Annotated in this window: 27 protein-coding genes, 4 pseudogenes and 1 riboswitch; of the genes and pseudogenes, 7 read left to right on the top strand and 24 right to left on the bottom strand. The window is 42.7% G+C overall.

Annotation, left to right across the window (positions count from 1 at the left end; all coding sequences use genetic code 11):
• The first annotated feature begins 12 nt into the window (after positions 1-12).
• Entirely contained in the window at positions 13-816 is an 804-nt protein-coding gene (locus LH47_RS04780; protein ID WP_043965150.1) for a Cof-type HAD-IIB family hydrolase, read from the top strand.
• A gap of 18 nt (positions 817-834) precedes the next feature.
• Here the strand turns inward: LH47_RS04780 and LH47_RS04775 are convergent, their stop codons facing one another.
• A complete protein-coding gene (locus tag LH47_RS04775; protein WP_043965148.1) occupies positions 835-1,842 on the bottom strand; it encodes a C40 family peptidase in 1,008 nt (335 codons plus the stop codon).
• 174 nt (positions 1,843-2,016) lie between these two features.
• On the opposite strand from LH47_RS04775, the gene LH47_RS04770 reads away from it, so the two are divergent.
• Complete coding sequence (locus LH47_RS04770; protein ID WP_043965146.1) at positions 2,017-2,781, top strand: alpha/beta fold hydrolase; 765 nt, start codon at positions 2,017-2,019, stop codon at positions 2,779-2,781.
• Between the two features lie 13 nt (positions 2,782-2,794).
• On the opposite strand, the gene mnhG is transcribed toward LH47_RS04770, so the two are convergent.
• From mnhG to LH47_RS04715, 13 genes and pseudogenes are all read right to left on the bottom strand, one after another.
• Entirely contained in the window at positions 2,795-3,154 is a 360-nt protein-coding gene (gene mnhG / locus LH47_RS04765; RefSeq protein ID WP_043965145.1) for a monovalent cation/H(+) antiporter subunit G, read from the bottom strand.
• The gene (locus LH47_RS04760) at positions 3,126-3,401 is read right to left on the bottom strand and encodes a Na(+)/H(+) antiporter subunit F1 (RefSeq protein ID WP_043965143.1); all 276 of its coding nucleotides are present in this window, start codon (positions 3,399-3,401) and stop codon (positions 3,126-3,128) included. The genes mnhG and LH47_RS04760 overlap by 29 nt, the downstream gene beginning before the upstream one ends.
• Positions 3,398-3,874: a Na+/H+ antiporter subunit E gene (locus LH47_RS04755; protein ID WP_043965141.1), complete on the bottom strand. Its 477-nt coding sequence runs from the start codon at positions 3,872-3,874 to the stop codon at positions 3,398-3,400. Before LH47_RS04755 ends, LH47_RS04760 begins: the two co-directional genes overlap by 4 nt.
• Before the next feature lie 6 nt (positions 3,875-3,880).
• Positions 3,881-5,353: a Na+/H+ antiporter subunit D gene (locus tag LH47_RS04750; RefSeq protein ID WP_043965139.1), complete on the bottom strand. Its 1,473-nt coding sequence runs from the start codon at positions 5,351-5,353 to the stop codon at positions 3,881-3,883.
• The gene (locus LH47_RS04745) at positions 5,346-5,678 is read right to left on the bottom strand and encodes a Na(+)/H(+) antiporter subunit C (RefSeq protein ID WP_043965138.1); all 333 of its coding nucleotides are present in this window, start codon (positions 5,676-5,678) and stop codon (positions 5,346-5,348) included. Before LH47_RS04745 ends, LH47_RS04750 begins: the two co-directional genes overlap by 8 nt.
• Positions 5,678-6,100 carry a Na(+)/H(+) antiporter subunit B gene (locus tag LH47_RS04740; protein WP_043965136.1) on the bottom strand — a complete coding sequence of 141 codons (423 nt, stop codon included), beginning with the start codon at positions 6,098-6,100 and terminating at the stop codon, positions 5,678-5,680. The genes LH47_RS04745 and LH47_RS04740 overlap by 1 nt, the downstream gene beginning before the upstream one ends.
• Positions 6,097-8,481 carry a Na+/H+ antiporter subunit A gene (locus LH47_RS04735; protein WP_200890848.1) on the bottom strand — a complete coding sequence of 795 codons (2,385 nt, stop codon included), beginning with the start codon at positions 8,479-8,481 and terminating at the stop codon, positions 6,097-6,099. Before LH47_RS04735 ends, LH47_RS04740 begins: the two co-directional genes overlap by 4 nt.
• Before the next feature lie 268 nt (positions 8,482-8,749).
• A pseudogene (locus LH47_RS17210) lies at positions 8,750-9,271 on the bottom strand (methyl-accepting chemotaxis protein); the annotation flags it as partial.
• 237 nt (positions 9,272-9,508) lie between these two features.
• A pseudogene (locus LH47_RS17205) lies at positions 9,509-9,988 on the bottom strand (protoglobin domain-containing protein); the annotation flags it as partial.
• A 135-nt stretch (positions 9,989-10,123) separates the two neighbouring features.
• Positions 10,124-10,267: a YvrJ family protein gene (locus LH47_RS15055; protein ID WP_009361115.1), complete on the bottom strand. Its 144-nt coding sequence runs from the start codon at positions 10,265-10,267 to the stop codon at positions 10,124-10,126.
• A gap of 69 nt (positions 10,268-10,336) precedes the next feature.
• The gene (locus tag LH47_RS04725) at positions 10,337-10,552 is read right to left on the bottom strand and encodes a DUF2922 domain-containing protein (RefSeq protein ID WP_043965131.1); all 216 of its coding nucleotides are present in this window, start codon (positions 10,550-10,552) and stop codon (positions 10,337-10,339) included.
• Between the two features lie 12 nt (positions 10,553-10,564).
• Complete coding sequence (locus LH47_RS04720; protein ID WP_004891408.1) at positions 10,565-10,768, bottom strand: DUF1659 domain-containing protein; 204 nt, start codon at positions 10,766-10,768, stop codon at positions 10,565-10,567.
• 56 nt (positions 10,769-10,824) lie between these two features.
• Complete coding sequence (locus tag LH47_RS04715) at positions 10,825-11,133, bottom strand: winged helix-turn-helix transcriptional regulator (RefSeq protein ID WP_043965128.1); 309 nt, start codon at positions 11,131-11,133, stop codon at positions 10,825-10,827.
• 116 nt (positions 11,134-11,249) lie between these two features.
• On the opposite strand from LH47_RS04715, the gene LH47_RS04710 reads away from it, so the two are divergent.
• Positions 11,250-11,852 (top strand): nitroreductase family protein, encoded by a 603-nt coding sequence (locus tag LH47_RS04710; protein ID WP_021095647.1) that lies wholly within the window; start codon positions 11,250-11,252, stop codon positions 11,850-11,852.
• Between the two features lie 15 nt (positions 11,853-11,867).
• On the opposite strand, the gene LH47_RS04705 is transcribed toward LH47_RS04710, so the two are convergent.
• Both LH47_RS04705 and LH47_RS04700 read right to left on the bottom strand, forming a co-directional pair.
• Entirely contained in the window at positions 11,868-13,124 is a 1,257-nt protein-coding gene (locus LH47_RS04705) for an ATP-binding protein (RefSeq protein ID WP_043965126.1), read from the bottom strand.
• Between the two features lie 18 nt (positions 13,125-13,142).
• On the bottom strand, positions 13,143-13,394 hold the full coding sequence (locus LH47_RS04700; RefSeq protein ID WP_235341052.1) for a YueH family protein: 252 nt from the start codon (positions 13,392-13,394) through the stop codon (positions 13,143-13,145).
• A 244-nt stretch (positions 13,395-13,638) separates the two neighbouring features.
• Between LH47_RS04700 and LH47_RS04695 the strand changes: the two genes are divergently transcribed.
• A complete protein-coding gene (locus LH47_RS04695) occupies positions 13,639-14,163 on the top strand; it encodes a sigma-70 family RNA polymerase sigma factor (protein WP_043965122.1) in 525 nt (174 codons plus the stop codon).
• Here the strand turns inward: LH47_RS04695 and LH47_RS04690 are convergent.
• Positions 14,090-14,284: a hypothetical protein gene (locus LH47_RS04690; RefSeq protein WP_235341054.1), complete on the bottom strand. Its 195-nt coding sequence runs from the start codon at positions 14,282-14,284 to the stop codon at positions 14,090-14,092. The two genes, LH47_RS04695 and LH47_RS04690, sit on opposite strands and share 74 nt — an antisense overlap.
• A gap of 147 nt (positions 14,285-14,431) precedes the next feature.
• Between LH47_RS04690 and LH47_RS04685 the strand changes: the two genes are divergently transcribed.
• Positions 14,432-14,719: a hypothetical protein gene (locus LH47_RS04685; RefSeq protein ID WP_043965118.1), complete on the top strand. Its 288-nt coding sequence runs from the start codon at positions 14,432-14,434 to the stop codon at positions 14,717-14,719.
• A gap of 88 nt (positions 14,720-14,807) precedes the next feature.
• Positions 14,808-14,984: a YkvS family protein gene (locus LH47_RS15050; protein WP_009362719.1), complete on the top strand. Its 177-nt coding sequence runs from the start codon at positions 14,808-14,810 to the stop codon at positions 14,982-14,984.
• Between the two features lie 15 nt (positions 14,985-14,999).
• On the opposite strand, the gene LH47_RS04680 is transcribed toward LH47_RS15050, so the two are convergent.
• The 7 genes and pseudogenes from LH47_RS04680 to queC all read right to left on the bottom strand — a co-directional run bounded on the left by LH47_RS04680 (position 15,000) and on the right by queC (position 19,308).
• Complete coding sequence (locus LH47_RS04680) at positions 15,000-15,719, bottom strand: oxidoreductase (protein WP_043965116.1); 720 nt, start codon at positions 15,717-15,719, stop codon at positions 15,000-15,002.
• 86 nt (positions 15,720-15,805) lie between these two features.
• Positions 15,806-16,135: pseudogene (queF, locus tag LH47_RS04675) on the bottom strand (preQ(1) synthase); the annotation flags it as partial.
• 131 nt (positions 16,136-16,266) lie between these two features.
• Complete coding sequence (locus tag LH47_RS04670; RefSeq protein ID WP_043965114.1) at positions 16,267-17,169, bottom strand: hypothetical protein; 903 nt, start codon at positions 17,167-17,169, stop codon at positions 16,267-16,269.
• Positions 17,170-17,306: 137 nt separating this feature from the next.
• A pseudogene (locus LH47_RS15045) lies at positions 17,307-17,468 on the bottom strand (preQ(1) synthase); the annotation flags it as partial.
• An 18-nt stretch (positions 17,469-17,486) separates the two neighbouring features.
• Positions 17,487-18,209 (bottom strand): 7-carboxy-7-deazaguanine synthase QueE, encoded by a 723-nt coding sequence (queE, locus tag LH47_RS04665; protein WP_043965112.1) that lies wholly within the window; start codon positions 18,207-18,209, stop codon positions 17,487-17,489.
• Complete coding sequence (queD, locus tag LH47_RS04660; protein WP_009362722.1) at positions 18,209-18,646, bottom strand: 6-carboxytetrahydropterin synthase QueD; 438 nt, start codon at positions 18,644-18,646, stop codon at positions 18,209-18,211. Before queD ends, queE begins: the two co-directional genes overlap by 1 nt.
• Positions 18,643-19,308 carry a 7-cyano-7-deazaguanine synthase QueC gene (gene queC / locus LH47_RS04655; RefSeq protein WP_021095658.1) on the bottom strand — a complete coding sequence of 222 codons (666 nt, stop codon included), beginning with the start codon at positions 19,306-19,308 and terminating at the stop codon, positions 18,643-18,645. Before queC ends, queD begins: the two co-directional genes overlap by 4 nt.
• Positions 19,309-19,384: 76 nt before the next feature.
• A riboswitch (PreQ1 riboswitch) is annotated at positions 19,385-19,429 on the bottom strand.
• A 138-nt stretch (positions 19,430-19,567) separates the two neighbouring features.
• On the opposite strand from queC, the gene phoU reads away from it, so the two are divergent.
• Positions 19,568-20,227: a phosphate signaling complex protein PhoU gene (phoU, locus tag LH47_RS04650; protein WP_043965109.1), complete on the top strand. Its 660-nt coding sequence runs from the start codon at positions 19,568-19,570 to the stop codon at positions 20,225-20,227.
• The last annotated feature ends 7 nt before the right edge of the window (positions 20,228-20,234 follow it).

The following is a 20,234-nucleotide window of genomic DNA, read 5'->3' as shown; positions in this document are numbered from 1 at the left end:
GGAGTTGCCATCATGATTCAACTCATCGTCACCGATTTAGACGGTACGTTGCTCGGTTACGACCGGCGCGTCAAAGAAGAAGATCGTGAGGCGGTCGTTCGCGCCATAACAAGCGGCATCCAGTTTGCCGTCGCTTCTGGGCGAATGGATAATGAAATTTTAGAAGTGTTAAAAGAAATCGGTCATGACGCGCATCGCATTAGCCAAAACGGCGCATTTGTGTACACAAGCGATCATCGTCTTCTTCATCAGCGCGCGTTCGATTCAGCTCTTGCGCGTTCCATTTATGAACGAGCGCGCACCCTTGAAGCGATTGTGCTCGTATGTAACGAACAAACGAGCTTTGTCGAAACGAAAACGGAACAAATCGAACAAATGAGAGCGCGGTTATTTTTCGACATTGTTGAAAAGCGAGAGATGCTTCATGCGATCGGACGTGACATCCATCCGTCAAAAATCACGGTCATTGGGGAAGAGCATGTCGTCAACCGTTTTGAACGCTTCGTCAATGAAACGTGGGGATCGTATGTCGATACGTTCATTTCTGAACCGCGTTGTTTAGACATTATGCCGAAACGAATTAGTAAAGGTGAAGCGCTTCAACTGTTAATGAACCATTTACACATTCAACCGGAACAAGTCGCTTGCTTTGGCGACTCGTTTAATGATATTCCGATGTTTCGCCTCACCCCGCATAGTTTCGTCATGTCGCACGCGCATGAGCAAGTGAAAAAAGAAGCAGGCTACGTCGTTTCCTCCGTGCATGAGGCGATCGAAACGGTGCTTCGCATAAACAAAAAGATGCCTCAAACGTAAGAGGCATCTTCCTTTCAATTAAAAAAGACGAACGGCTTTTACTGCGCGCGGTGCCCAATACGGTTTCATGTTCGCAAACGCGACTCCTGTACTTGTTGCAGCATGCAACAACGTTTCGCTATCGACGACAATGGATACATGGTTAATGATTCCATCTCCATCTGTATCGAAAAACATTAAGTCGCCTTTTCGAACGCTTGCAAGCGGCACTTCAGTTCCGACCATCGCTTGTTCGCGCGATGTGCGCGGCAATGTGACGCCGTTTTCGCTATATACGCGATACGTAAACGACGAGCAGTCGAACACGTCTGTGCGCGTCGTCGGGGCACCGAACAAATATGCCGCACCGATATATTTTTTCCCTGTTTCAATCACTGCATTCGCCCGTTCTTCCCAAGAAAGCGGCACGTAAATCGTTTGCCCGACACGAATGAAATCGACGCTCGTTATACTTGGGTTTAACGCAAGTAAATGGTTTACTGTTGTATTAAACGTTTTCGCAATCGCAGATAACGTATCGCCCGGTTGAACGATATATCGTTTTGTTGCGCTATTTGGCGTTGTAAATGTCGTCGTTGGTGCTGGCGTTGGTGACGTGAATTGATTTGTCGTTGTATTTGTCGCGCTTGTCGCCGGCACTTGTAATACTTGTCCAACATAAATACGATTCACGTCTGTGATCGTCGGATTAAGTTCAAGAAGACGCGCGATGGTTGTATTCCATTTTCTAGCAATCGTAGATAACGTATCGCCGCTTTGAATCGTATATGTCGTAGTTGTTGTATTTGTTGGCGCAGTTGTTTGAACAGTTGCTTGTGCATCAGGCACTTGTAATACTTGTCCAATAAAAATCGCATCTGTCGTTAGTTGATTTAACGTTTTTAATTCAGTCACTGACGTACGGAACGTTTGGGCAATTTTCCATAACGAATCGCCTGATTTGACTGTATATTGCGCGGCATCTACCGCTTTTTCCCCTAAAAATAACGTCGATAATACCGCTCCAGCTACAATCGTTTTTTTCATCGTCCCAAACTCCTTTTTTCTTTTTTGAAGCGCTTCTCTGCTCATATGATAACATGAAACTACAATTCTATTAACCGTATACTTTTAAACTTTTCTTCCATTAAATTGAAACCAGCATAAAATATCGCTCTTTTTTCGCATACTATTCGTATGAAAACGAAAGGAAGATGCGAAATGGCTTATACATTTGTCGAACATTCCGTTCCTTTGTACTATGAGGCGATAGGAAGCGGGACACCGATTGTATTCGTTCATCCACCCGGCATGGGAAGCGTGACGTTTCATCGCCAACAAAGCGAACTTTCTTCTTCGTTTCAAGTCGTCACATACGATTTAAGAGGAAATGGAAAAAGCGGAAAAGGAAATAAGCCGATAACTATGGATATGTTAGCGAGCGATTTACATGAGCTGTTTAATCATTTACAAATCAAAGAAGCGATCGTTTGTGGCTATTCAAACGGAGGGTCGATTGCACAACATTTTGCATTGCAATATCCACATCAAGTCAAAGCGCTTATATTAATTGGTGGTTTTTCGGAAGTATGTACCCCGCTGTTGTACGGCGAATTTTTCATGGGCATTTATGCGGTCAAATGGCACGGGCTATCTTTTTTAGCAAACGTGCTCGGTCGTTCCCACGGCATAACGAAAGAAGAACAACAAATGATCGCGAACTATGTTCGTTTAAGCGACCGAAAGCGTTTGTATGAAATGTACGTCGCAGGTCTTCATTACCGTTCCACCGACCGATTGCACGAGCTTCGTTGTCCTCTTTTACTTATATACGGCGCTCGCGATTATTACGTCCATGCGTATGGTCGTATATTTCAACAGCACGCACCCGACGTCCGCATCGTCTATGTCGATGGGGCACGCCATCAAATTCCAACAAAACATGATGCCGAACTTCATCTAATCATTCGCTCATATTTTTCATAAAAAAAGCTGACGGTTATTTTCCGCCAGCTTTTTCTTTTAAATCATCGCGAACCGTTCCTTCCCATCGCTCGACGTTTGCATAATACGCTGCGCGGCTAATGAGATGCGCCGCCACAGGAGATGTCATAAAAATAAAAACGATGCCGAGCAATAAACGAGAGTTAAAGTGGTTGTTTTCAATCAAAAAATGTAAAAACGCGCCGAGTAAAATGCACATGATGCCAAGCGTCGTACTTTTACTAATCGCATGGCTGCGCGTATATACATCCGGCAAACGAATCGCGCCGATAGCAGATAAAAGGGTCAATACCGCCCCGAGTAAAATGAGCGTTGCGACAATCACATTAGCGATCGTTCCCACGTTCGATGACAACCCCTTTCTCTAAAAACTTCGCAAACGCCACCGTCCCGACAAACGCTAAAATGCCGATGAGCAAAATGACATCTAAAAACGCGCTCGTATTTAACAACATGGAAACGATCGCAACCATACCCGCGAGCGTAATGCCCACAGCATCAAGGGCAATGATGCGATCGGCGACGCTTGGCCCTTTCACAACGCGATATAAAAAACCGATCATCGCTAATGACAAGATGACAAGAGCGATATTGGCAATCATTTGCTCACCTCCATAATCGTTTTTTCAAACGATTGTTTAATGCTTTCAATGGCTTCATGCACATCTGGGCTGTTTAACGCATGAATATACAACGTGCTTCCATCATCGGATACGTCTAAAACGAGCGTACCCGGTGTGAGCGTAATCAGCATTGCTAAAATCGTAATTTCCCACTCTTTTTTTAACTCCGTCGGCAATGCAAAAATGGCAGGCTGAATCGTTAGCGGACGTTTCATAACGACTTTTGCCACTGCGATGTTCGATAAAATGAGCTCTTTGAAAAAGATAAACAGCAACTTCACAATAACAAACACCGGAAAAAGATAAAAGCGCGAATGGAAAAAGCGTCGCAACATAAAAATAATAAACAGCCCGATCATATAGCCGACGATAAACGATGCCCCGTCAAATGAAACCGTTAAAAACATCCATACGAACGCTAAACAAACGTTTAATAAAATTTGAAATGCCATCGCTTTCTACTCCTTTAACACCGCTTGAATGTACAAATTCGGCTCCGTCAATACACGAACAGCATCGACAACAAACGGGCGGACAAATTCTACGCCAACGCCGTATGCAACGGATAAAACAAGCAACACGAGCACAGGAACGATTCGTCCATCAAGCCGCTTTTGTTCAAATCCTTTTTTCTCTCCCCAAAAGCCGTTCATAAATATTTTCATGACGGAATATAACACAAGCAAACTCGACAATAAAATGACGATCGCTTCAAATATGAGATGTGCATCAAAGCTTGCTTTTACAATGAGCAACTTGCCGATAAATCCGCTAAATGGCGGAATGCCCGCAAGCGATAACGCGGCGATAAAAAACGACCAACCAAGAAGCGGGTATGGCGCAATTAACCCGGAAAACGAACGAATATCGTTCGAACGCGTAATTGAAAAGACGATGCCAACGAACAAAAAGAGCGTCGTCTTCATCACCATATCCTGCAACAAGTAAAAAATCGTTCCTTCTACACTTTCTGGAGTCATGATGGAAATGCCAAAGATCATGACACCAACAGCTGCAATAATGTTATAAATGACGATGTAACGCATATCGTGATACGCCACCGCTCCGATGACGCCAATCGCGATCGTACCGAGCGCAAGCCAAGCGAGCAACGTATGCGTGTAGGCAGCATCATGCGTAAATAAAAGCGTAAACGTGCGCAATATCGCATATACCCCTACTTTTGTCAATAGTCCTCCAAATAACGCGAACACAGGTGTCGGCGGCGCATAATATGCACCCGGAAGCCAAAAGTATAACGGGAAAATCGCCCCTTTTAATCCGAATACAACGATAAACAACACCGCAATAACCGTTAAAATGGGGGACGAGCCAAGATCATGAATGCGCTGAGCTAAATGCGCCATATTTAACGTTCCTGTCACCGCATATAAATACGCCACCGCAACGACGAATAAGGCGGATGAAATGACGTTGACAAGCGTATATTTAATCGTTTCACGCAATTGCCTTTTCGTCCCGCCAAGCACAAGCAAAACGTATGAAGACATAAGCATCACTTCAAAAAAGACGAACAAGTTAAATAAATCTCCTGTCGTAAACGATCCGTTCACACCGACGAGCAAAAATTGAAAAAACGAATAGTAATAAAACGTTTCTCGCTCTTTTCCAATGGCGTAAAACGAATAAACTAAGCAAGCAAGCGCGATGATGCTTGCCGTAAGCACAAGAAGCGCGGATAACGAATCGGATACGAGCGTAATGCCAAATGGCGCTGGCCAATCTCCGACGTTTAACGTTTGAATGCCGTCTGTATGGACGCGATAAAGCAACACGCTACTTGCAACGACTAAACTACTTGTCGCTACCGCTGAAACGACGCGTTGCCAAAGCACGTGCTTCGGAAAAAAAATAAGAATGATTGCCGTCACAAGCGGAATAACAATTGGCAAAAGCAGAAGGTTACTCATCTCCCTTCATCCCTTCCATATGGTCTGTTCCAATTTCTTGGTATGAACGATACGCTAACACTAAGAAAAATGCTGTTACCCCAAAACTGATGACAATTGCTGTTAAAATGAGCGCTTGCGGCAGTGGGTCGACGTACCGCGCCGCTTTTTCCCCTAAAAGAGGTGGGGCGCCTACTTTTAACCCGCCCATTGTCAACAATAACAAATGAGCGCCATGGCTAAGCAAGCCTGTACCGATAATGATGCGAAGCAAACTTTTGCTCAGTATTAAATATGTCGCGGCGGTAAATAAACAACCGATGACGACAATCATAAGCAGTTCCATTAGTCGCTCTCCCCTATCGTTTCAATAATAATCATCGTCACGCCAACGACGACAAAATAAACACCTAAATCAAATAACACCGCGGTATGAAGCGACGTATGGTCAAGCAACGGCAAATGAACGTATTGATACGCATGCGTTAAAAACGGACGGTCGAGAAATAGGCTGCTCATTCCGGTTCCGACCGCAAACAGCAATCCAATCGCCACAAGCCATTTATAATTGATCGGAACCATGCTGCGAACCGTTTCAATATCGAACGCTAAAAGCAATAAAACGAGCGCACCAGCTGTCATCAATCCGCCAATAAAACCGCCGCCCGGATAATAATGTCCTGCAAAAAACAGCTGAACGGAAAACAGTACGATGATTGGCGTGACGACCGCTGTTGTCGTTCGTAAAATGACATCGTTTCGCTTCATCGTTCCTCCTCCTTCGCAAGCCGCAATTTCACCATCGCATAAATGCCTAATGCGGCAATCGCTAACACGCATATTTCAAACAACGTATCAAAGCCGCGAAAATCGACTAAAATGACGTTGACCATATTTTTTCCAGCCGCTTTTTCATACGTATTGTCTACGTAATATTGCGAAATGGAATCGAAATGTTTTCCTGCATACGCAAAAAAGGCAATGACGCTCATCGTGACGCCAACCGCAACAGAAATGAGCGCGTTTCCTACGTTAAAACCGACGCTTTCTTGCTTTTGACTAAATTTCGGCAAATGATAAAAACAAAGCAAAAAGAGCGCCACAGAAATCGTTTCAATGACAAGTTGCGTTAGCGCTAAATCCGGAGCGCGAAATAGCACGAAAAACAACGCCATCGAATAACCGACAGCCCCTAATGAAACGATAGCTGTTAAACGTGATTTCGCCATCACCGTCGTGATCGTCGCTGCGATCATAGCTAAAGCTAGCACCACTTCATATATGCGAATGTGCGCTAGGCGGCTTAAATCGACGTTCCATTGCTCGCTTAAACCGATCGTAAACAAAAGCAAGACGATAAGCGATGCAAAAATGTACATCAAGTACGTGTGCATCGAACCTGTCATGATGCGTGAAGTAAACGCCTGTGCCCCTCTTTCCATCCAAACGAACGACTGATCGTAAAAAAAGTTTAACGACATCCGTTCAGAAAGGTGAGCATACACCTTTTTCCATTTCGGAAACGTGCGGTATAACAACGAACCGAACAATAACACGCCAAGCGTCATAAACAATTCTGGCGTAAACCCATGCCAATGAGAAATATGCACATCAACCGCTTCATTTGGCGTAAACAGTCCGTATAACACCGCATATACGGCTGGTGCTAGTATAGATTCCGACAATACGTTTGGCACAATTCCGATGAAGATGACGAGCAACGCGAGCACAATTGGTGCTATGAGCATACCAATTGGAGCTTCATGCGCTTCTTTTTTCAATAAATGCGGCTTGTATGTGCCAAAAAACGTGCGGCTCACAAAAAGAGCGCTATATAAAAACGTAAATATGCTTGCAACCCACGCAACAACCGGTAAAATAGCCGCCCATCCTGCCACTTCTCTCGCGCGCAACATCGCAGTAAAAAACATTTCTTTACTTAAAAAGCCGTTAAACGGCGGCAGTCCTGCCATCGAAAGCGAACCGACGAGCGCGATCGTAAACGTCATCGGCATGATCGTCATTAACCCTCCGAGACGGCGAATGTCGCGCGTTCCTGTTTCATGGTCAACGATGCCGACAACCATAAACAAACTCCCTTTAAACGTCGCATGGTTAAACAGATGAAAAATGGCAGCTAACACCGCAACCATAAATATGTTTTCTTCCATCCAATCGTAATGAAACGCTAGTCCACCGACTCCTAACAGCGACGTAATTAAACCGAGCTGACTGACGGTTGAAAACGCTAAAATCGCCTTTAAATCCGTCTGTTTTGACGCTAAAAACGATGCCCAACATAACGTCACAAGCCCGACGAGCGCCACAGTCCAAACCCAAAAAGACGAAACCGCAAAAATCGGCGTCAAGCGTGCAATTAAATAAATTCCTGCTTTCACCATCGTGGCAGAGTGTAAATACGCACTAACAGGCGTCGGTGCTTCCATCGCATCAGGTAACCAAATATAGAACGGAAATTGGGCTGATTTCGTAAAAGCACCAAACAAAATAAGGAAAAGAGCGGGGATAAACAGCGGATGTTCCGTTAATGGTGTATTGACAAGTTCACGAATGTGATACGTTCCACCTGCGATCGCAAGCGCAACGAAGCCGCCAAGCATAAGCAGCCCGCCAAACATCGTAATAAGCATTGATTTTTGTGCCCCATAGCGCGAACGATCACGCGTATACCAATAAGCAATTAATAAAAATGATGAAATAGACGTTAATTCCCAAAAGACGTATAGCGCAATGAGATGGTCTGATAAAACAACACCGAGCATAGCGCCCATAAATAAAAGTAAATATACGTAAAAATGACCGAGCTGTTCTTTTCCTTTTTGCAAATAATAAATGGAATATAGCACAACGAGTGTACCGATCCCTGTAATTAATAACGCAAACAGTAAACTTAATCCATCGACATATACATCCAATGAAATGTGTAGCGACGGAATCCAAGGCATTGTCGCACGAATCGCTTCATCGTTGCGCACGTCATCCATATAAGATAGAAAATGAACAAATAACGCAAGCGGAAGCGGCAAGACGAACCACCCAACGTGCAGCGAGCGGACGAATTTGTACAACAACGGAACGAATAACGCCAACAAAAACGGCGCAAACATCGCGATATGTAATGTCGGCAAAGCAGTCAACCTCCTTCTAACATAACAATCCTCTTTTTTATACGAACCATATGTATAAAAAGTTTCACTTTTTTTCAAAATACATAGTAAAAACAAAAAAGGAGCGAAAGCGATGGTTGCTTTTTTTATGTTTGCCATGTTTTTCACTGACTATGAAACCGAAGGAAAAAAAATAGAGCCTTTCGTTTACGCGACCGTAAACGAAAGGCATCGTGAGCCGTTTCAGCCGAGGCAATATATTCGAAAAGTAAAGAAAAAAGAGGACGGATTACAATTCGCTCGCTAGCCCTTCTAATTCATCCGCAGATGCGGATACGTGTTCCATCGCCTTGTGAATTTCACTTACTGCTTGTACGCACGCTTTCATTTCGTCATCGATTCGTACGTTATATTGGCAAATGCGTTCAAGTGCGGATGCAAATTCATCAAAAAACGAATAAATCGTTTCCATTCCATTTGTACTCTCGGTCACAGAAAGCGATGCTTGTTCAAGTGATTGTGACATCGCAACAATATGATCATGAATGCCGCTTAATACGAGCGATACATCAGCGACCGATTGTTTCGTTTGCGTCGCCAGTTTGCGCACTTCATCAGCAACGACAGCAAAACCTTTTCCGTGCTCTCCCGCCCGCGCTGCTTCAATCGAGGCGTTCAGTGAAAGCATATTCGTCTGATCTGCAATGGATGTCACAAGCGAAGCGATATGTTCAATTTCTTTCATCGCTTGTTGAAGTTTGCCCATATTCGCTTCAATTTGTTTCATTTTTTCATTCATTTGTCGCATGTTTTCTACTTGCGCTTGCAATTGTTGTTTTCCTTTTGCTGATTTTTCAGCGCTTGCCACAGCCACATGAGAAGCTTCTTTTGCCGCCTGCAAAATGCCAGCGGTTTGTGCGTTTAACGAAGAAACGGAAGTGCTTACTTCATCAGATACGTGACTTAACTGTTGAAGCGATTCTTTCACTTGTTCTTTCATTTGTTGTTTGAGCGTCTCCATTTGTAAACGAAGCGCTTCATTTTCCCGTTCATACTGTTCTAACACGAGCTGCTGTTCGACGTTTAACATTTTCGAGACGGATTTCATGACGACAATGACATACGACGGCTGGCGCAGTTGGTCGAGCATGACCGCTAATATTTCCTCAAGCAAATGTTGAAACGAAGCGATGTACCATTTCGGCTCTAAACCGATGCGGACGTGTGCTTGGGCAACGCGACGCCTTTTTTCAATAAACGCTTCATCAATTTGTCCGTTAAACATTTCTTTTACATGGATCGTTAATGTTTGTTTTAAGCGCTCAATCGTGCTATGTTGTTGAATGATTGAAAGCAAATGGCTTTCTTTTTGAAGCGCACCATAAAAGGCGTCAACGATGCGGGCAATATGCGCTTCGATATAAGGCTTGACGTACTGCAAAATGGCAATATCTTTTGTCGTCATCCCGATGAGCGCCAGCTGCCGTTCGACCGTTTTGTCGTTTAAATGAAGCGGCTCTTCTTTCATTTGTAAAATCGCTTCAAGTTGTAAATCGCGCTCATCTCGTTTTCGTTTAAACAAAATAAAACCCCCCTTAACTCACATAAACAACATGTTTACATATGTATGTTAACAAACGGAAGAAAAAAAGAAAACACCCATTTAGTTGGGTGCTTTCCATTGTTCACCTAGCGTACGAATCGAATCGATGACCGCATCTAATTTGCCTTCAATCCGATGCAGTAAATAAAACGTCACCGCAATCGGAAAACCGACATCGGAAAGAAGCGACAAATAGGCTTCCATCTTTCTCAACTCCTTCGATTTTCGCTTATATATAACAAGGTGTCCCGACGCACAGGACACCTTGAGCGTTTATGCAAACGTCCATTCTGTCACCGTTGTATCGATGAGGCGCGCTCCTTTTTTCGCGATGAGATCGCCTCCACTCGATGGAAAGACGTTTGCGGCAATGATGACATCCATCGCTTGGCTAATTTGCGCTTCTGTCACATCTTCACGCGGTGCATCGACGCTGAAACGAACCGTCTTTCCTTCCTCATTCATAAACTGCAATTCAAGCGTTTTCATTTGTCATCCCTCCTATTCGCCTAATACGTGCACATCGTTGCGATATACGTGAACGAGCGGCGCGCTTTGCAAAGATGCAAGCGCTTGGGCAACAGAGACGAGCGAGCTTTCCGTTGCGTTCGGTTTGATCGTATACGTTTTATTTTTGTATAGCGGTTTGCCCGTTTCTGTCACGCCAACTTCAAACGTTAAACGAAGTTGTGAACGTTGAAGCATGTCTTCCCCCTCCTTTCACTTATACTATCGCAACGACGATGGCGAAAGGTTAGGGGCTACACCCATTTTTCTGCCCACACTTGCACCGCTTCCATCACGATATGTAAATCTTTCCCTTTGTCCGTTAATTCATATTCAATGCGCACAGGCTTTTCAGGGTAAACACGGCGAACGACGATTTGTTCTTCTTCTAATTCTTTTAATCGTTCTGTTAACATTTTTTGGCTAATTTCCGGGATGCTTTCCGCTAAATCTTTAAAACGAAGCGGGCCGCGAAATAAAACGTGAATAATTAACCCATTCCATCTTTTTCCCAGCAGTTGAAACGCTGCTTCAAATTTCGGACAAACATGTGCATGTTCCATGAATGATCACCCTATGCATGAAATTTGACAAACGTATTGTAACTAAATTAATATATTTATCGTAACTAACAAAAAGTAAGTAATTTTATTTTTGTACATTTAAGGAGGAAATATATATGATTTCAATCATTGAACAACGACAATCTGTTCGGAAATACGATCCGAACGCTTCGATTTCGAAAGAACAACTAACAAAAATTTTACAATTAACGACGAAGGCGCCTTCTGCTTGGAATTTGCAACATTGGCATTTCGTCGTCATCTCTGGAAAAGAAGCGCAACAAAAGCTCCTCCCGATCGCTTACAACCAACAACAAATCGTTGATGCATCGGCAGTTGTTGCCGTGCTTGGCGATTTACAAGCAAATAAAAAAATAGATGCCGTATATGATCCGCTTGTCGCACAAGGAAAAATGACAAAAGAAGTGAAAGAAACGCTCGCAAAACAAATTGAAGGAGCGTATACAAACGCACAATATGCGCGCGATGCTGCGTTAACGAACGCTTCGTTAGCTGCGATGCAACTCATGCTTGTCGCAAAAGCTGAAGGGTTTGATACGTGCGCGATCGGCGGCTTTGACCCACAAGCATTCATGAAAGAGTTTCACATTTCTGACCGATACATTCCGGTGATGCTCATTACAATCGGTAAAGCGAGCGCACCTGCCCATCCTTCCCTTCGTCTACCAGTAGATGAAGTGACGACATGGGTAGAGTAATAAAAACGACCCGTTTTAAGACGGGTCATTTTTATATGTTGGTAAGATGATTTCAACCCGTGTTCCTTTGCCAACTTTGCTTTCAATTTGCATCGTGCCTTTATGTTCATGAACGATTTTCATGCTTGTCGTTAACCCAAGCCCCATTCCTTTTTCTTTTAACGTATAAAACGGTTCGCCAATTCGTTTTAGACGCTCTCGCTCAATCCCTTTTCCTGTATCTTCGATGATGACGTGGACACGGTCATCTTTTTCTTTCGTAGAAATGGTGATTGTTCCCCCCTTTAGCATCGCTTCTAATGCGTTTTTGATGACGTTGACAAACACTTGAATAAGCTCGTTTTTGTCGCCATATACGATTGCGGATGTGCGCGGTTCATATTTCATTTGTACATTTTGTAAAATCGCTTCATACGTAAACAGCCCGATCACGTAGTCAACAACGTCATGTAAAGCGAACGGTTTATACGATTTCATTTGCGGTTTCGCAAGCACGAGAAGTTGGCTGACGATTTGATTGACGCGCTCAATTTCATCCAACATAATTTGCACGAAACGTTCATCTACTTCTTTCGTTTCTTTCATCATTTGCAAAAAGCCTTTAATGGACGTTAACGGATTGCGAATTTCATGGGCGATGCCTGCTGCTAACTCACCGATGACCGATAGTTTTTCTTTTTTCAACAATAGCTGCTCGGCAACTTTTTGTTGTGTAATGTCGCGACCGATGACGACAAGCCCTTTTCGTTTCCCGTTTTCGTAAAATAGCGGCACTTTAATGACGTCAAACGTTTTCACTTCACCGTTTGGCGTCGGAAACGATTCTTCTGCACGCGTCACCGTTTTCGCCCGCCACGCTTCTTCGTCCGAATCGATGCAATAAAGTAAAGCCTCGCGAAAATGTGGGGCATATTCCGCCAGTTCAGCATCTGTTTTTCCTTTATAATCGACATGTTCAAGTCCGTATAGCTTTAAGCCAAATTCGTTTACCCGGAGCCAACGGCCTTGTCCATCTTTAAATGATACGAAATCAGGCATCGCGTGAATGAGCGTCAACAGCTCTTGTTCGCTTTCGCTCATTTGTTTTAATTCGCGATGTTTTTTAAAAGCGATATACATAAATACGGCAGACAAAATGACAAACATAAACCCTTTGAACGTTTGAACATATGGCACGATTTGTTGCGGAAGCGGCAACTTTTCTACATAAAAATCAGTCAATACGATCCAAATGGTGCTGACAATCACATAAATGACAATAGCGTATTTCATCTAGCAACGAAACCTTTCTTACATTTCTCTCATCCATTGGGCAAGCTTCATCGCAAGCGGCGGAACATGCTCTTCTTCTAACACGTTCGCGAGCGATTGTTGTAAACGCGATTCGATATGGGCGAAATCATCGTAGCTGACATAAGTGGACCATTCCAAATACGGAATCGCAACAACGATATATTGTTCTTTTTTATTTTCATAAATGTATACATTTTGTTGGGACGAATGTTGGTCAATACATGCCTTTCTTATTTTCATCTTGCTCATGCCTTTCCATTTTTTATTATCATAACACAAAATTTTTCCATTGTTCAAAACATTTTTTCGCAAAATCCTTATTTCCTGCCTGTTTTCCGCCTGATTTTTTGTGTTTCCTTAAGGGAAATGGTGTATATGCGAGACGTAAATAGGCGATTTTTCTCCGTTTTGTCTTTCGCGTGATGCAAGCGTTTTTGTTAGGCTAAATGTACCGCGGAATAACTGAAGGCGCGCCTTCAAGGAAGGGATATATATGTCATTTGAAAAAATCATTGCCGAATATCGCCCGCTCATTTCTTATATCATTCGCAAGTTGCATATTCGCCGTCATGTCGATGAATATATGCAAATCGGCTTCATTGCGCTTTGGGAAGCGTATGAGCGATACGACGAAACGAAAGGTTCATTTTGCACGTTCGCGTTTAAAATGATTCGCTGGCGCATCGTATCACAGTTGCGCAAAGAAACAAAAATCGTACACGTTCCGTTGCCAGATGAATATATGTTAAAAGAAGATGTCGATTTTTTTGCCGGCATCATCTGGGAAGATGCGATGCGCAATCTCACACCACGGGAGCGCATATGGCTTGTTCGTCATGTGATCGAAGGAAAAACATTAAAACAAATCGCTCATGAAGAAGGCGTAAGCGTGAATGCCGTAAAACAATGGCGCATGTCCGCTGTCAAAAAGCTAAAACGTTACGTTAACTGCGCGGCTCATCCATATAGTAGTACACGACATCGCCGCCGCGCTGAGCGACGCCGCGAAAATGTTTAAAATCTTCTTGTTGGACGAGCACATGGCGAAACGTTAAAAAATGTTCCTTTTTTACAAGCACATGCGGAATGTCGCGTGTGCGCAATTGTTGAAGAAGTTGCTTCGCTTCTTGTTCAGTCACGTTCATCCCTCCCTCTTTGTTTTAACGCGCTTAACGATACATGTCAATACGATGTGTGAATGCCTAATTTTGTTATATTGACACACGTCTATAAAAAATGCACATACAATGTTGGTGGATTCTAAATGAAAGAAAGGATGATAAACGATGAATAACTGGAATATGTATGAAGATTTCCGTTTAGATCAACAAATGATGCCGCAACAAACGCAGCCGATGTCAATGCCGCAAATGCCACAGATGATGCCACAACAAATGCCGCAAATGATGCCGATGCCGCAAATGATGCCGGGGGATTGTGGCTGTGGGATGCCGATGGGACCGATGTGGTCGGGGATGCCGCAAATGATGCCGATGCCACAAATGCCACAACAAATGCCACAGATGATGCCTAGTCCAATGTGGCCATACATGCCGTATGGGCCACAGCGTTAAAAATAGTTGAAAATGCCCTTTACGAACAAGGAAAAATCATGCAAAATAGAAAAAAGGGTTAAAAATTCAAAAGTAAAGGGGATTTTCAATGAAAAAAGCGCAAATTGGCGACATCATTGAATTTAAAAATGGGTTGCGGGGAATCGTTGAAAAAGTAAACGAAAATTCAGTTATTGTCGACTTAACGTACATGGATAACTACAAAGAACTCGACTTACAAGAACGAACAGTCGTCAACCATAAAAATTATAAAATTGTAGAGTAACGAAAAGAGGGCTGCTTATTGTTGATGAGACAGCCCTCTTTGTTGTTCACATTGACCTTTCATTTCGCTACATTCGTAAATGTATACCCCTTGTTTTTCCGAAAGCGCAGCATAATACATCGCTTCCGCCACTTGTTTTGCAGCGATCGGCTTATATTTTTCCCATTTGCCGACGAACGCAAACGAAAAACCGTGAGAAAGCCACTCCGCTGTTTTTTCACCGAGGCGAAATTCTTGTCGCTCTCCTGTTAATAAAGATGGGCGAAAAATGTGCAACGAGCGAATCGTAAGCCGCTGCAACGCTTCTTCCGTTTCTCCTTTGACGCGATTGTAAAAAAACATCGAGTGCGGATCTGCCCCGATCGCAGAAACGAATAAAAACGTTTTAACGTGGCATTTTTCCGCCAGTTTTGCCGCCCGCAACGTATATTCGTAATCCACTTTAATAAATTGTTGTTTTGTTTTTGCTTTTTTCATCGTCGTCCCTAAACAACTAAATACATCGTCGACATGAAAATATTCTTCATATTGTTCGATGTTGTCAAAATCAACGACAACTTGTTTTAATTTCTCATGCTTACAAGCCATTTGTTTTCGAACGAACACCGTCACTTGTTCATAATGCTCTGAACGAAGCAACCGCTGGAGAAGCTCGCCTCCGACTAATCCGCTTGCTCCGATCACAAGAGCCGTTCTCTGTCTCAAATGAAGACCCCCCAAACAAAAAAGGTTCATAACAATTTGTCATTATATACCCGTTTACGAAAAAAAACTAGTTCTCTTTTATGAATTTTTTAAGGCTGACTTATCAGCCAGCCTTCTTAGCGATTATCGACTTTTTCCGGATATAAATCGTGGTTTAATAAGCGATATTCCGCCATTTGTTCGTATTTCGTTCCCGGGCGACCCCAGTTGCAATACGGGTCAATCGAAATGCCGCCGCGCGGTGTAAATTTCCCCCACACTTCAATGTAGCGCGGCTCCATGACGCGAATTAAATCGTTCATAATAATATTGACGCAATCTTCATGAAAATCACCATGATTGCGGAAACTAAATAAATATAACTTCAGCGACTTGCTTTCAACACATTTTTTATCAGGAATATAACTAATGTAAATTGTTGCAAAATCTGGTTGTCCGGTTTTTGGCAACTGCTTTTTGTAGAGCAGGTGGACTATATCTTATTCTTATTCGACTGCGATATCGAATAAGAACCCTTGCGCTTCCACCACGATATTTTCATCGTGATGTACTCTACTCTCTTCCTTTATCACTACTTTTACTCGCTTCGTGATAAAGTGATTTCGATAGTCTCTGCACCTTCCTTAAAGAAAAAGGCTGTATACATCGCACTTTCTTCTTTAAGGCTTGGCTCAGGGTTGGAGAAATAGGGTTCTAATAAATGGATAAGACGATTCTCTTCTTGCATTCTCATATAATAATTCTCTTGTCGATGGATATTGCGATGACATGCAGAACACAAACATTTGTAAATTTTACTAAAGTTTTCTTTATGAAATTTATGCATTTCTGAAATGACAGACAGTGTGTCTAAACAATTACGTTTATCTAAATAAAAGCAAATAGCATCAAAAATTTTTGTAAAAGATAGGAGATGATGTCCATTACAAGTAATGGATCTGATTCCACAGCACTCACAAGTATAGTCTTTTTCAATAACGATATATCTATTCCAAGTGTCAAGAACATACTCTTTCACACTAAGACGATCAATGTGTTTATAGACCTGAGAACTGTAAAATCCACCTTTCCAATTCGAATTATTTTTTCCCCTTTGTTTTTTGGATAGATTTTCTTTAAATTCCTCTGATCTTTTCACATTTTTATTTGAAGCAGAAATTTTATTTTTTATTTCTTGAGCCTTCTCTTTACCATAAATATCCTCATAACTTTTCCCTTTATACATAATCTCTGCTTTTCTTTTATTAGAAATCGAATATCTTTCCTTTTTCCTCTTCACTATGTTTTCAAAAACATCTAATCCGTACTCCGCAATAATCCTTTCTCTTTCCGAGTGCCTAGGTAACCCGTGAATCTGCCTCCACCTTTCAAGACTAGACCAATCCATACCTAATTCAATGGACAACTCATGAATACTTTTCCCAATGTAAATAAACTGCTCAGTAAACCATCCCTTATCTCTCCAAGGTGTACCGTACAATACAAACACCCTTTCACGAACACATATTCCTATGCTTGTATTGTACATAAAAATTCAGATAATTTCCACCCTTTTTCTCTTCCCCTGAATTCACAAGGTTTAGCCGACAGTGTCACCACTGAAGTGTGCCCTCATTGACACAAGCTCGTAAACTCCGGACAGTTAAATTTTACAAAGTAGTCGCGGTCAGGATGTTTGTTATCAAACACTTCAAGAATGTCTGGGCTGTATTCAAATACATATTTCGTCCCTTGGTTTCCAAGAAGCGTAACTCCTTGTAGTTCTTCATCTTTTCTCATTTCTTTCTCCTCCTCTAGTTATACGCCGCGACGATTGCCCCATAATAACGTGTGTAGTTGCGGCAAGACGCGAACGTCGTTCATCTCGTTTGATTGCACAACTTGTTCGACGAGCCATTCAAGTTTTTGTAATAACTTTAAGCGAAGCGTGATGTCGTCTCCTTCATGTATATCATCGTTGCCAACTTGAACGTAAAACGGAACGGTCGGGTAGCGTTGATGTACATGTTTGGCATAAGCAAAATCTTCATCGTTAAATACGACGACTTTTATACTCACTTGTCCGCGATGCATCGCTAATCGGTTCATGATCGTATCAAGCATCACAAAGTTTGTTTCCATGTTTGAGCTCGGTGGCTTTGGTGAAATCGTCAAATCGTCGATATCGTAAAACCAGTCTTGCCATACGCTTCCTTGTGTCTCTAAGCCGATGCGCATCCGATGTTGTTTCAGTAAAGAAATGAGTGCACGCAAACTTTTAAGCAACGCAGGATTGCCGCCTGAAATTGTCACATGGTTAAAACGATCCCCACCAAGCTGTTTTAGTTGTTGCCAAATATGTTCGGCCGTCATTTGTTTAATTTCATCTTTCGCTGAACCGTCCCACGTAAACGACGAATCGCACCAGCGGCAACGATAGTCGCATCCTGCCGTGCGGACAAACATCGTTTTTTGCCCGATGACCATGCCTTCGCCCTGAATCGTCGGGCCGAAAATTTCTATGACGGGAATGCGCTCCATTATTGTTTCCCTGCTTTCGGACGATATACGACGTAGCTTGTCGGGGATTCCCGCACAAACACTTGAACGCATGTCGGTTTATTCGGCAACGTGTCTAAATGTTCTTGAACAATTTCTGCAATTTTTCGCGCTACCACTTCTGTCGTTGGAAAATGTTCAGCAGCTGTATCGCTAAATACATCTTTATGGTCGTTCATCACCGTATGATCAAAACGGTTGTGCACAAGTTTTTTCAACTGTTGAAAGTTAATTAAAAAGCCCGAATCATCCAGCTCGTCACCTGCAACAGTAATGTTTATAAAATACGTATGTCCGTGCATGTTCGCACATTGCCCGGCTGCTTCATGCGGAATAAAGTGCGCTGCCGCAATTTGCATATCTTTATTCAATTCATAGCGAAACGGGTGTATGACTTGTGGATAAATTTGTTGGATCATTGCACATGCGCCCCTTTCTTTTCACTCATATATTGATCAAGACCTCGTTTACGCAACACACACGCTGGACATTCGCCACAACCGTCAGCGATGATGCCGTTGTAGCACGTGAGCGTTTTCGTGCGCACGAACTCAAGCGCATGCAGCTCATCAGCAAGCTTCCACGTTTCTGCTTTATTTAACCACATGAGCGGCGTATGGATGACAAAGTCGTAATCCATCGCTAAATTAAGCGTCACGTTTAACGACTTAATAAATACGTCCCGACAATCCGGATAACCGCTAAAGTCCGTTTCACATACGCCCGTCACGAGATGACGTGCCCCTTTTTGTTTCGCAAGCACGGCCGCAAACGATAAAAACAATAAATTGCGCCCATCGACAAACGTGGACGGCAATTGTCCTTCTTTTTGTTCGATCGCTATGTCGCTTCTTGTCAGCGCATTTGGTGCGAGCTGATTTAATAGCGACATATCGAGCACCGTATGTGGCACGTCAAGCTCTTTGGCGATCGATGCGGCAACGTCAATTTCAAGCCGATGGCGTTGGTTGTAATCGAACGTCACCGCTTCGACTTCCGCAAAATGTTTTTTCGCCCAAAATAAACATGTTGTACTATCTTGCCCGCCGCTAAAAACGACGACTGCTTTTTCTTTTTTCATTTTTCGCTCCCCTTTCTTACGTAATGAGAAGAAAGAGCGTTCTAAAACAAAAACGCTATACCCCCTAAGGACATAGCGATCCCTAGTTTTTTTATAGAGGGTGTTCTAGAACCTCTCCTACGCAAAAAGCGTAGAATTCTTCTTCAATTGTACGCCTAACAATATACCATAAAACATATATTCATTCTATAAAAAATTATGCTTTATTTGTGAACTGTTTTCAGGATATAATAACAACAAAAAAGTTAGGTGATTCAGCATGACAAAACGTTCAACTTTTGATGCAGCGCTTCAACAACTGCGCGAAAAATTAATGACGATGGTATCTGCTTCCCAACAAGCACTACATGAATCGATTGAAGCGTTACAAACGCAAAATATCACAAAAGCAGATGAAATTATCGAAAACGATAAAAAAATTAACGAACTGGAGCGGGAAATTAACGAACTGGCGATTATGACGATTTTAAAACAACAACCGGTCGCATCTGATTTACGTCGGTTAATCGTTGCGCTGAAAATTTCGTCTGATGTCGAGCGCATTGGTGACATTGCGGTCAATATCGCCAAATCGGTTAAATTTATCGGCACAGAACCGCATGTAAAACCAATCGTCCACATTCCTGAAATGGCGGCGATCGTCAATGAAATGTTAGATCATGCGCTTCATGCTTTCCATAATGACGACGTTGAAGAAGCGAAGCGCATTGCGCTTGAAGACGATCGAGTAGATGAGTTGCAAGGAAAAATTATTCAAGAATTAATTGATTTAATGAGTGAAAAGCCAGAGTTTACAAACCAAATTACACAGTTGTCGTTCATCACGCGCAACTTAGAGCGAGCTGGCGACCATGTGACAAATATCGCTGAAAATATTTTATATAGCGTCAAAGGAATTCGCATCGATTTAAACTATTAAACATTCG

It is taken from the genome of Anoxybacillus thermarum (assembly GCF_000836725.1).
GTDB lineage: Bacteria > Bacillota > Bacilli > Bacillales > Anoxybacillaceae > Anoxybacillus > Anoxybacillus thermarum.
Note: the sequence above shows the minus strand (reverse complement) of the source record. Positions and strands in the feature narration are given on the sequence as shown.

Coding starts and splice junctions, on each gene's coding strand:
- LH47_RS04780 (WP_043965150.1), top strand. CDS start 13: ATGATTCAACTCATCGTCACCGATTTAGACGGTACGTTGCTCGGTTAC.
- LH47_RS04775 (WP_043965148.1), bottom strand. CDS start 1,842: ATGAAAAAAACGATTGTAGCTGGAGCGGTATTATCGACGTTATTTTTA.
- LH47_RS04770 (WP_043965146.1), top strand. CDS start 2,017: ATGGCTTATACATTTGTCGAACATTCCGTTCCTTTGTACTATGAGGCG.
- LH47_RS04760 (WP_043965143.1), bottom strand. CDS start 3,401: ATGATTGCCAATATCGCTCTTGTCATCTTGTCATTAGCGATGATCGGT.
- LH47_RS04755 (WP_043965141.1), bottom strand. CDS start 3,874: ATGGCATTTCAAATTTTATTAAACGTTTGTTTAGCGTTCGTATGGATG.
- LH47_RS04750 (WP_043965139.1), bottom strand. CDS start 5,353: ATGAGTAACCTTCTGCTTTTGCCAATTGTTATTCCGCTTGTGACGGCA.
- LH47_RS04745 (WP_043965138.1), bottom strand. CDS start 5,678: ATGGAACTGCTTATGATTGTCGTCATCGGTTGTTTATTTACCGCCGCG.
- LH47_RS04740 (WP_043965136.1), bottom strand. CDS start 6,100: ATGAAGCGAAACGATGTCATTTTACGAACGACAACAGCGGTCGTCACG.
- LH47_RS15055 (WP_009361115.1), bottom strand. CDS start 10,267: ATGGAAGCCTATTTGTCGCTTCTTTCCGATGTCGGTTTTCCGATTGCG.
- LH47_RS04725 (WP_043965131.1), bottom strand. CDS start 10,552: ATGAAAACGCTTGAATTGCAGTTTATGAATGAGGAAGGAAAGACGGTT.
- LH47_RS04720 (WP_004891408.1), bottom strand. CDS start 10,768: ATGCTTCAACGTTCACAACTTCGTTTAACGTTTGAAGTTGGCGTGACA.
- LH47_RS04715 (WP_043965128.1), bottom strand. CDS start 11,133: ATGGAACATGCACATGTTTGTCCGAAATTTGAAGCAGCGTTTCAACTG.
- LH47_RS04710 (WP_021095647.1), top strand. CDS start 11,250: ATGATTTCAATCATTGAACAACGACAATCTGTTCGGAAATACGATCCG.
- LH47_RS04705 (WP_043965126.1), bottom strand. CDS start 13,124: ATGAAATACGCTATTGTCATTTATGTGATTGTCAGCACCATTTGGATC.
- LH47_RS04700 (WP_235341052.1), bottom strand. CDS start 13,394: ATGAGCAAGATGAAAATAAGAAAGGCATGTATTGACCAACATTCGTCC.
- LH47_RS04695 (WP_043965122.1), top strand. CDS start 13,639: ATGTCATTTGAAAAAATCATTGCCGAATATCGCCCGCTCATTTCTTAT.
- LH47_RS04685 (WP_043965118.1), top strand. CDS start 14,432: ATGAATAACTGGAATATGTATGAAGATTTCCGTTTAGATCAACAAATG.
- LH47_RS15050 (WP_009362719.1), top strand. CDS start 14,808: ATGAAAAAAGCGCAAATTGGCGACATCATTGAATTTAAAAATGGGTTG.
- LH47_RS04680 (WP_043965116.1), bottom strand. CDS start 15,719: ATGAACCTTTTTTGTTTGGGGGGTCTTCATTTGAGACAGAGAACGGCT.
- queE (WP_043965112.1), bottom strand. CDS start 18,209: ATGGAGCGCATTCCCGTCATAGAAATTTTCGGCCCGACGATTCAGGGC.
- queD (WP_009362722.1), bottom strand. CDS start 18,646: ATGATCCAACAAATTTATCCACAAGTCATACACCCGTTTCGCTATGAA.
- queC (WP_021095658.1), bottom strand. CDS start 19,308: ATGAAAAAAGAAAAAGCAGTCGTCGTTTTTAGCGGCGGGCAAGATAGT.
- phoU (WP_043965109.1), top strand. CDS start 19,568: ATGACAAAACGTTCAACTTTTGATGCAGCGCTTCAACAACTGCGCGAA.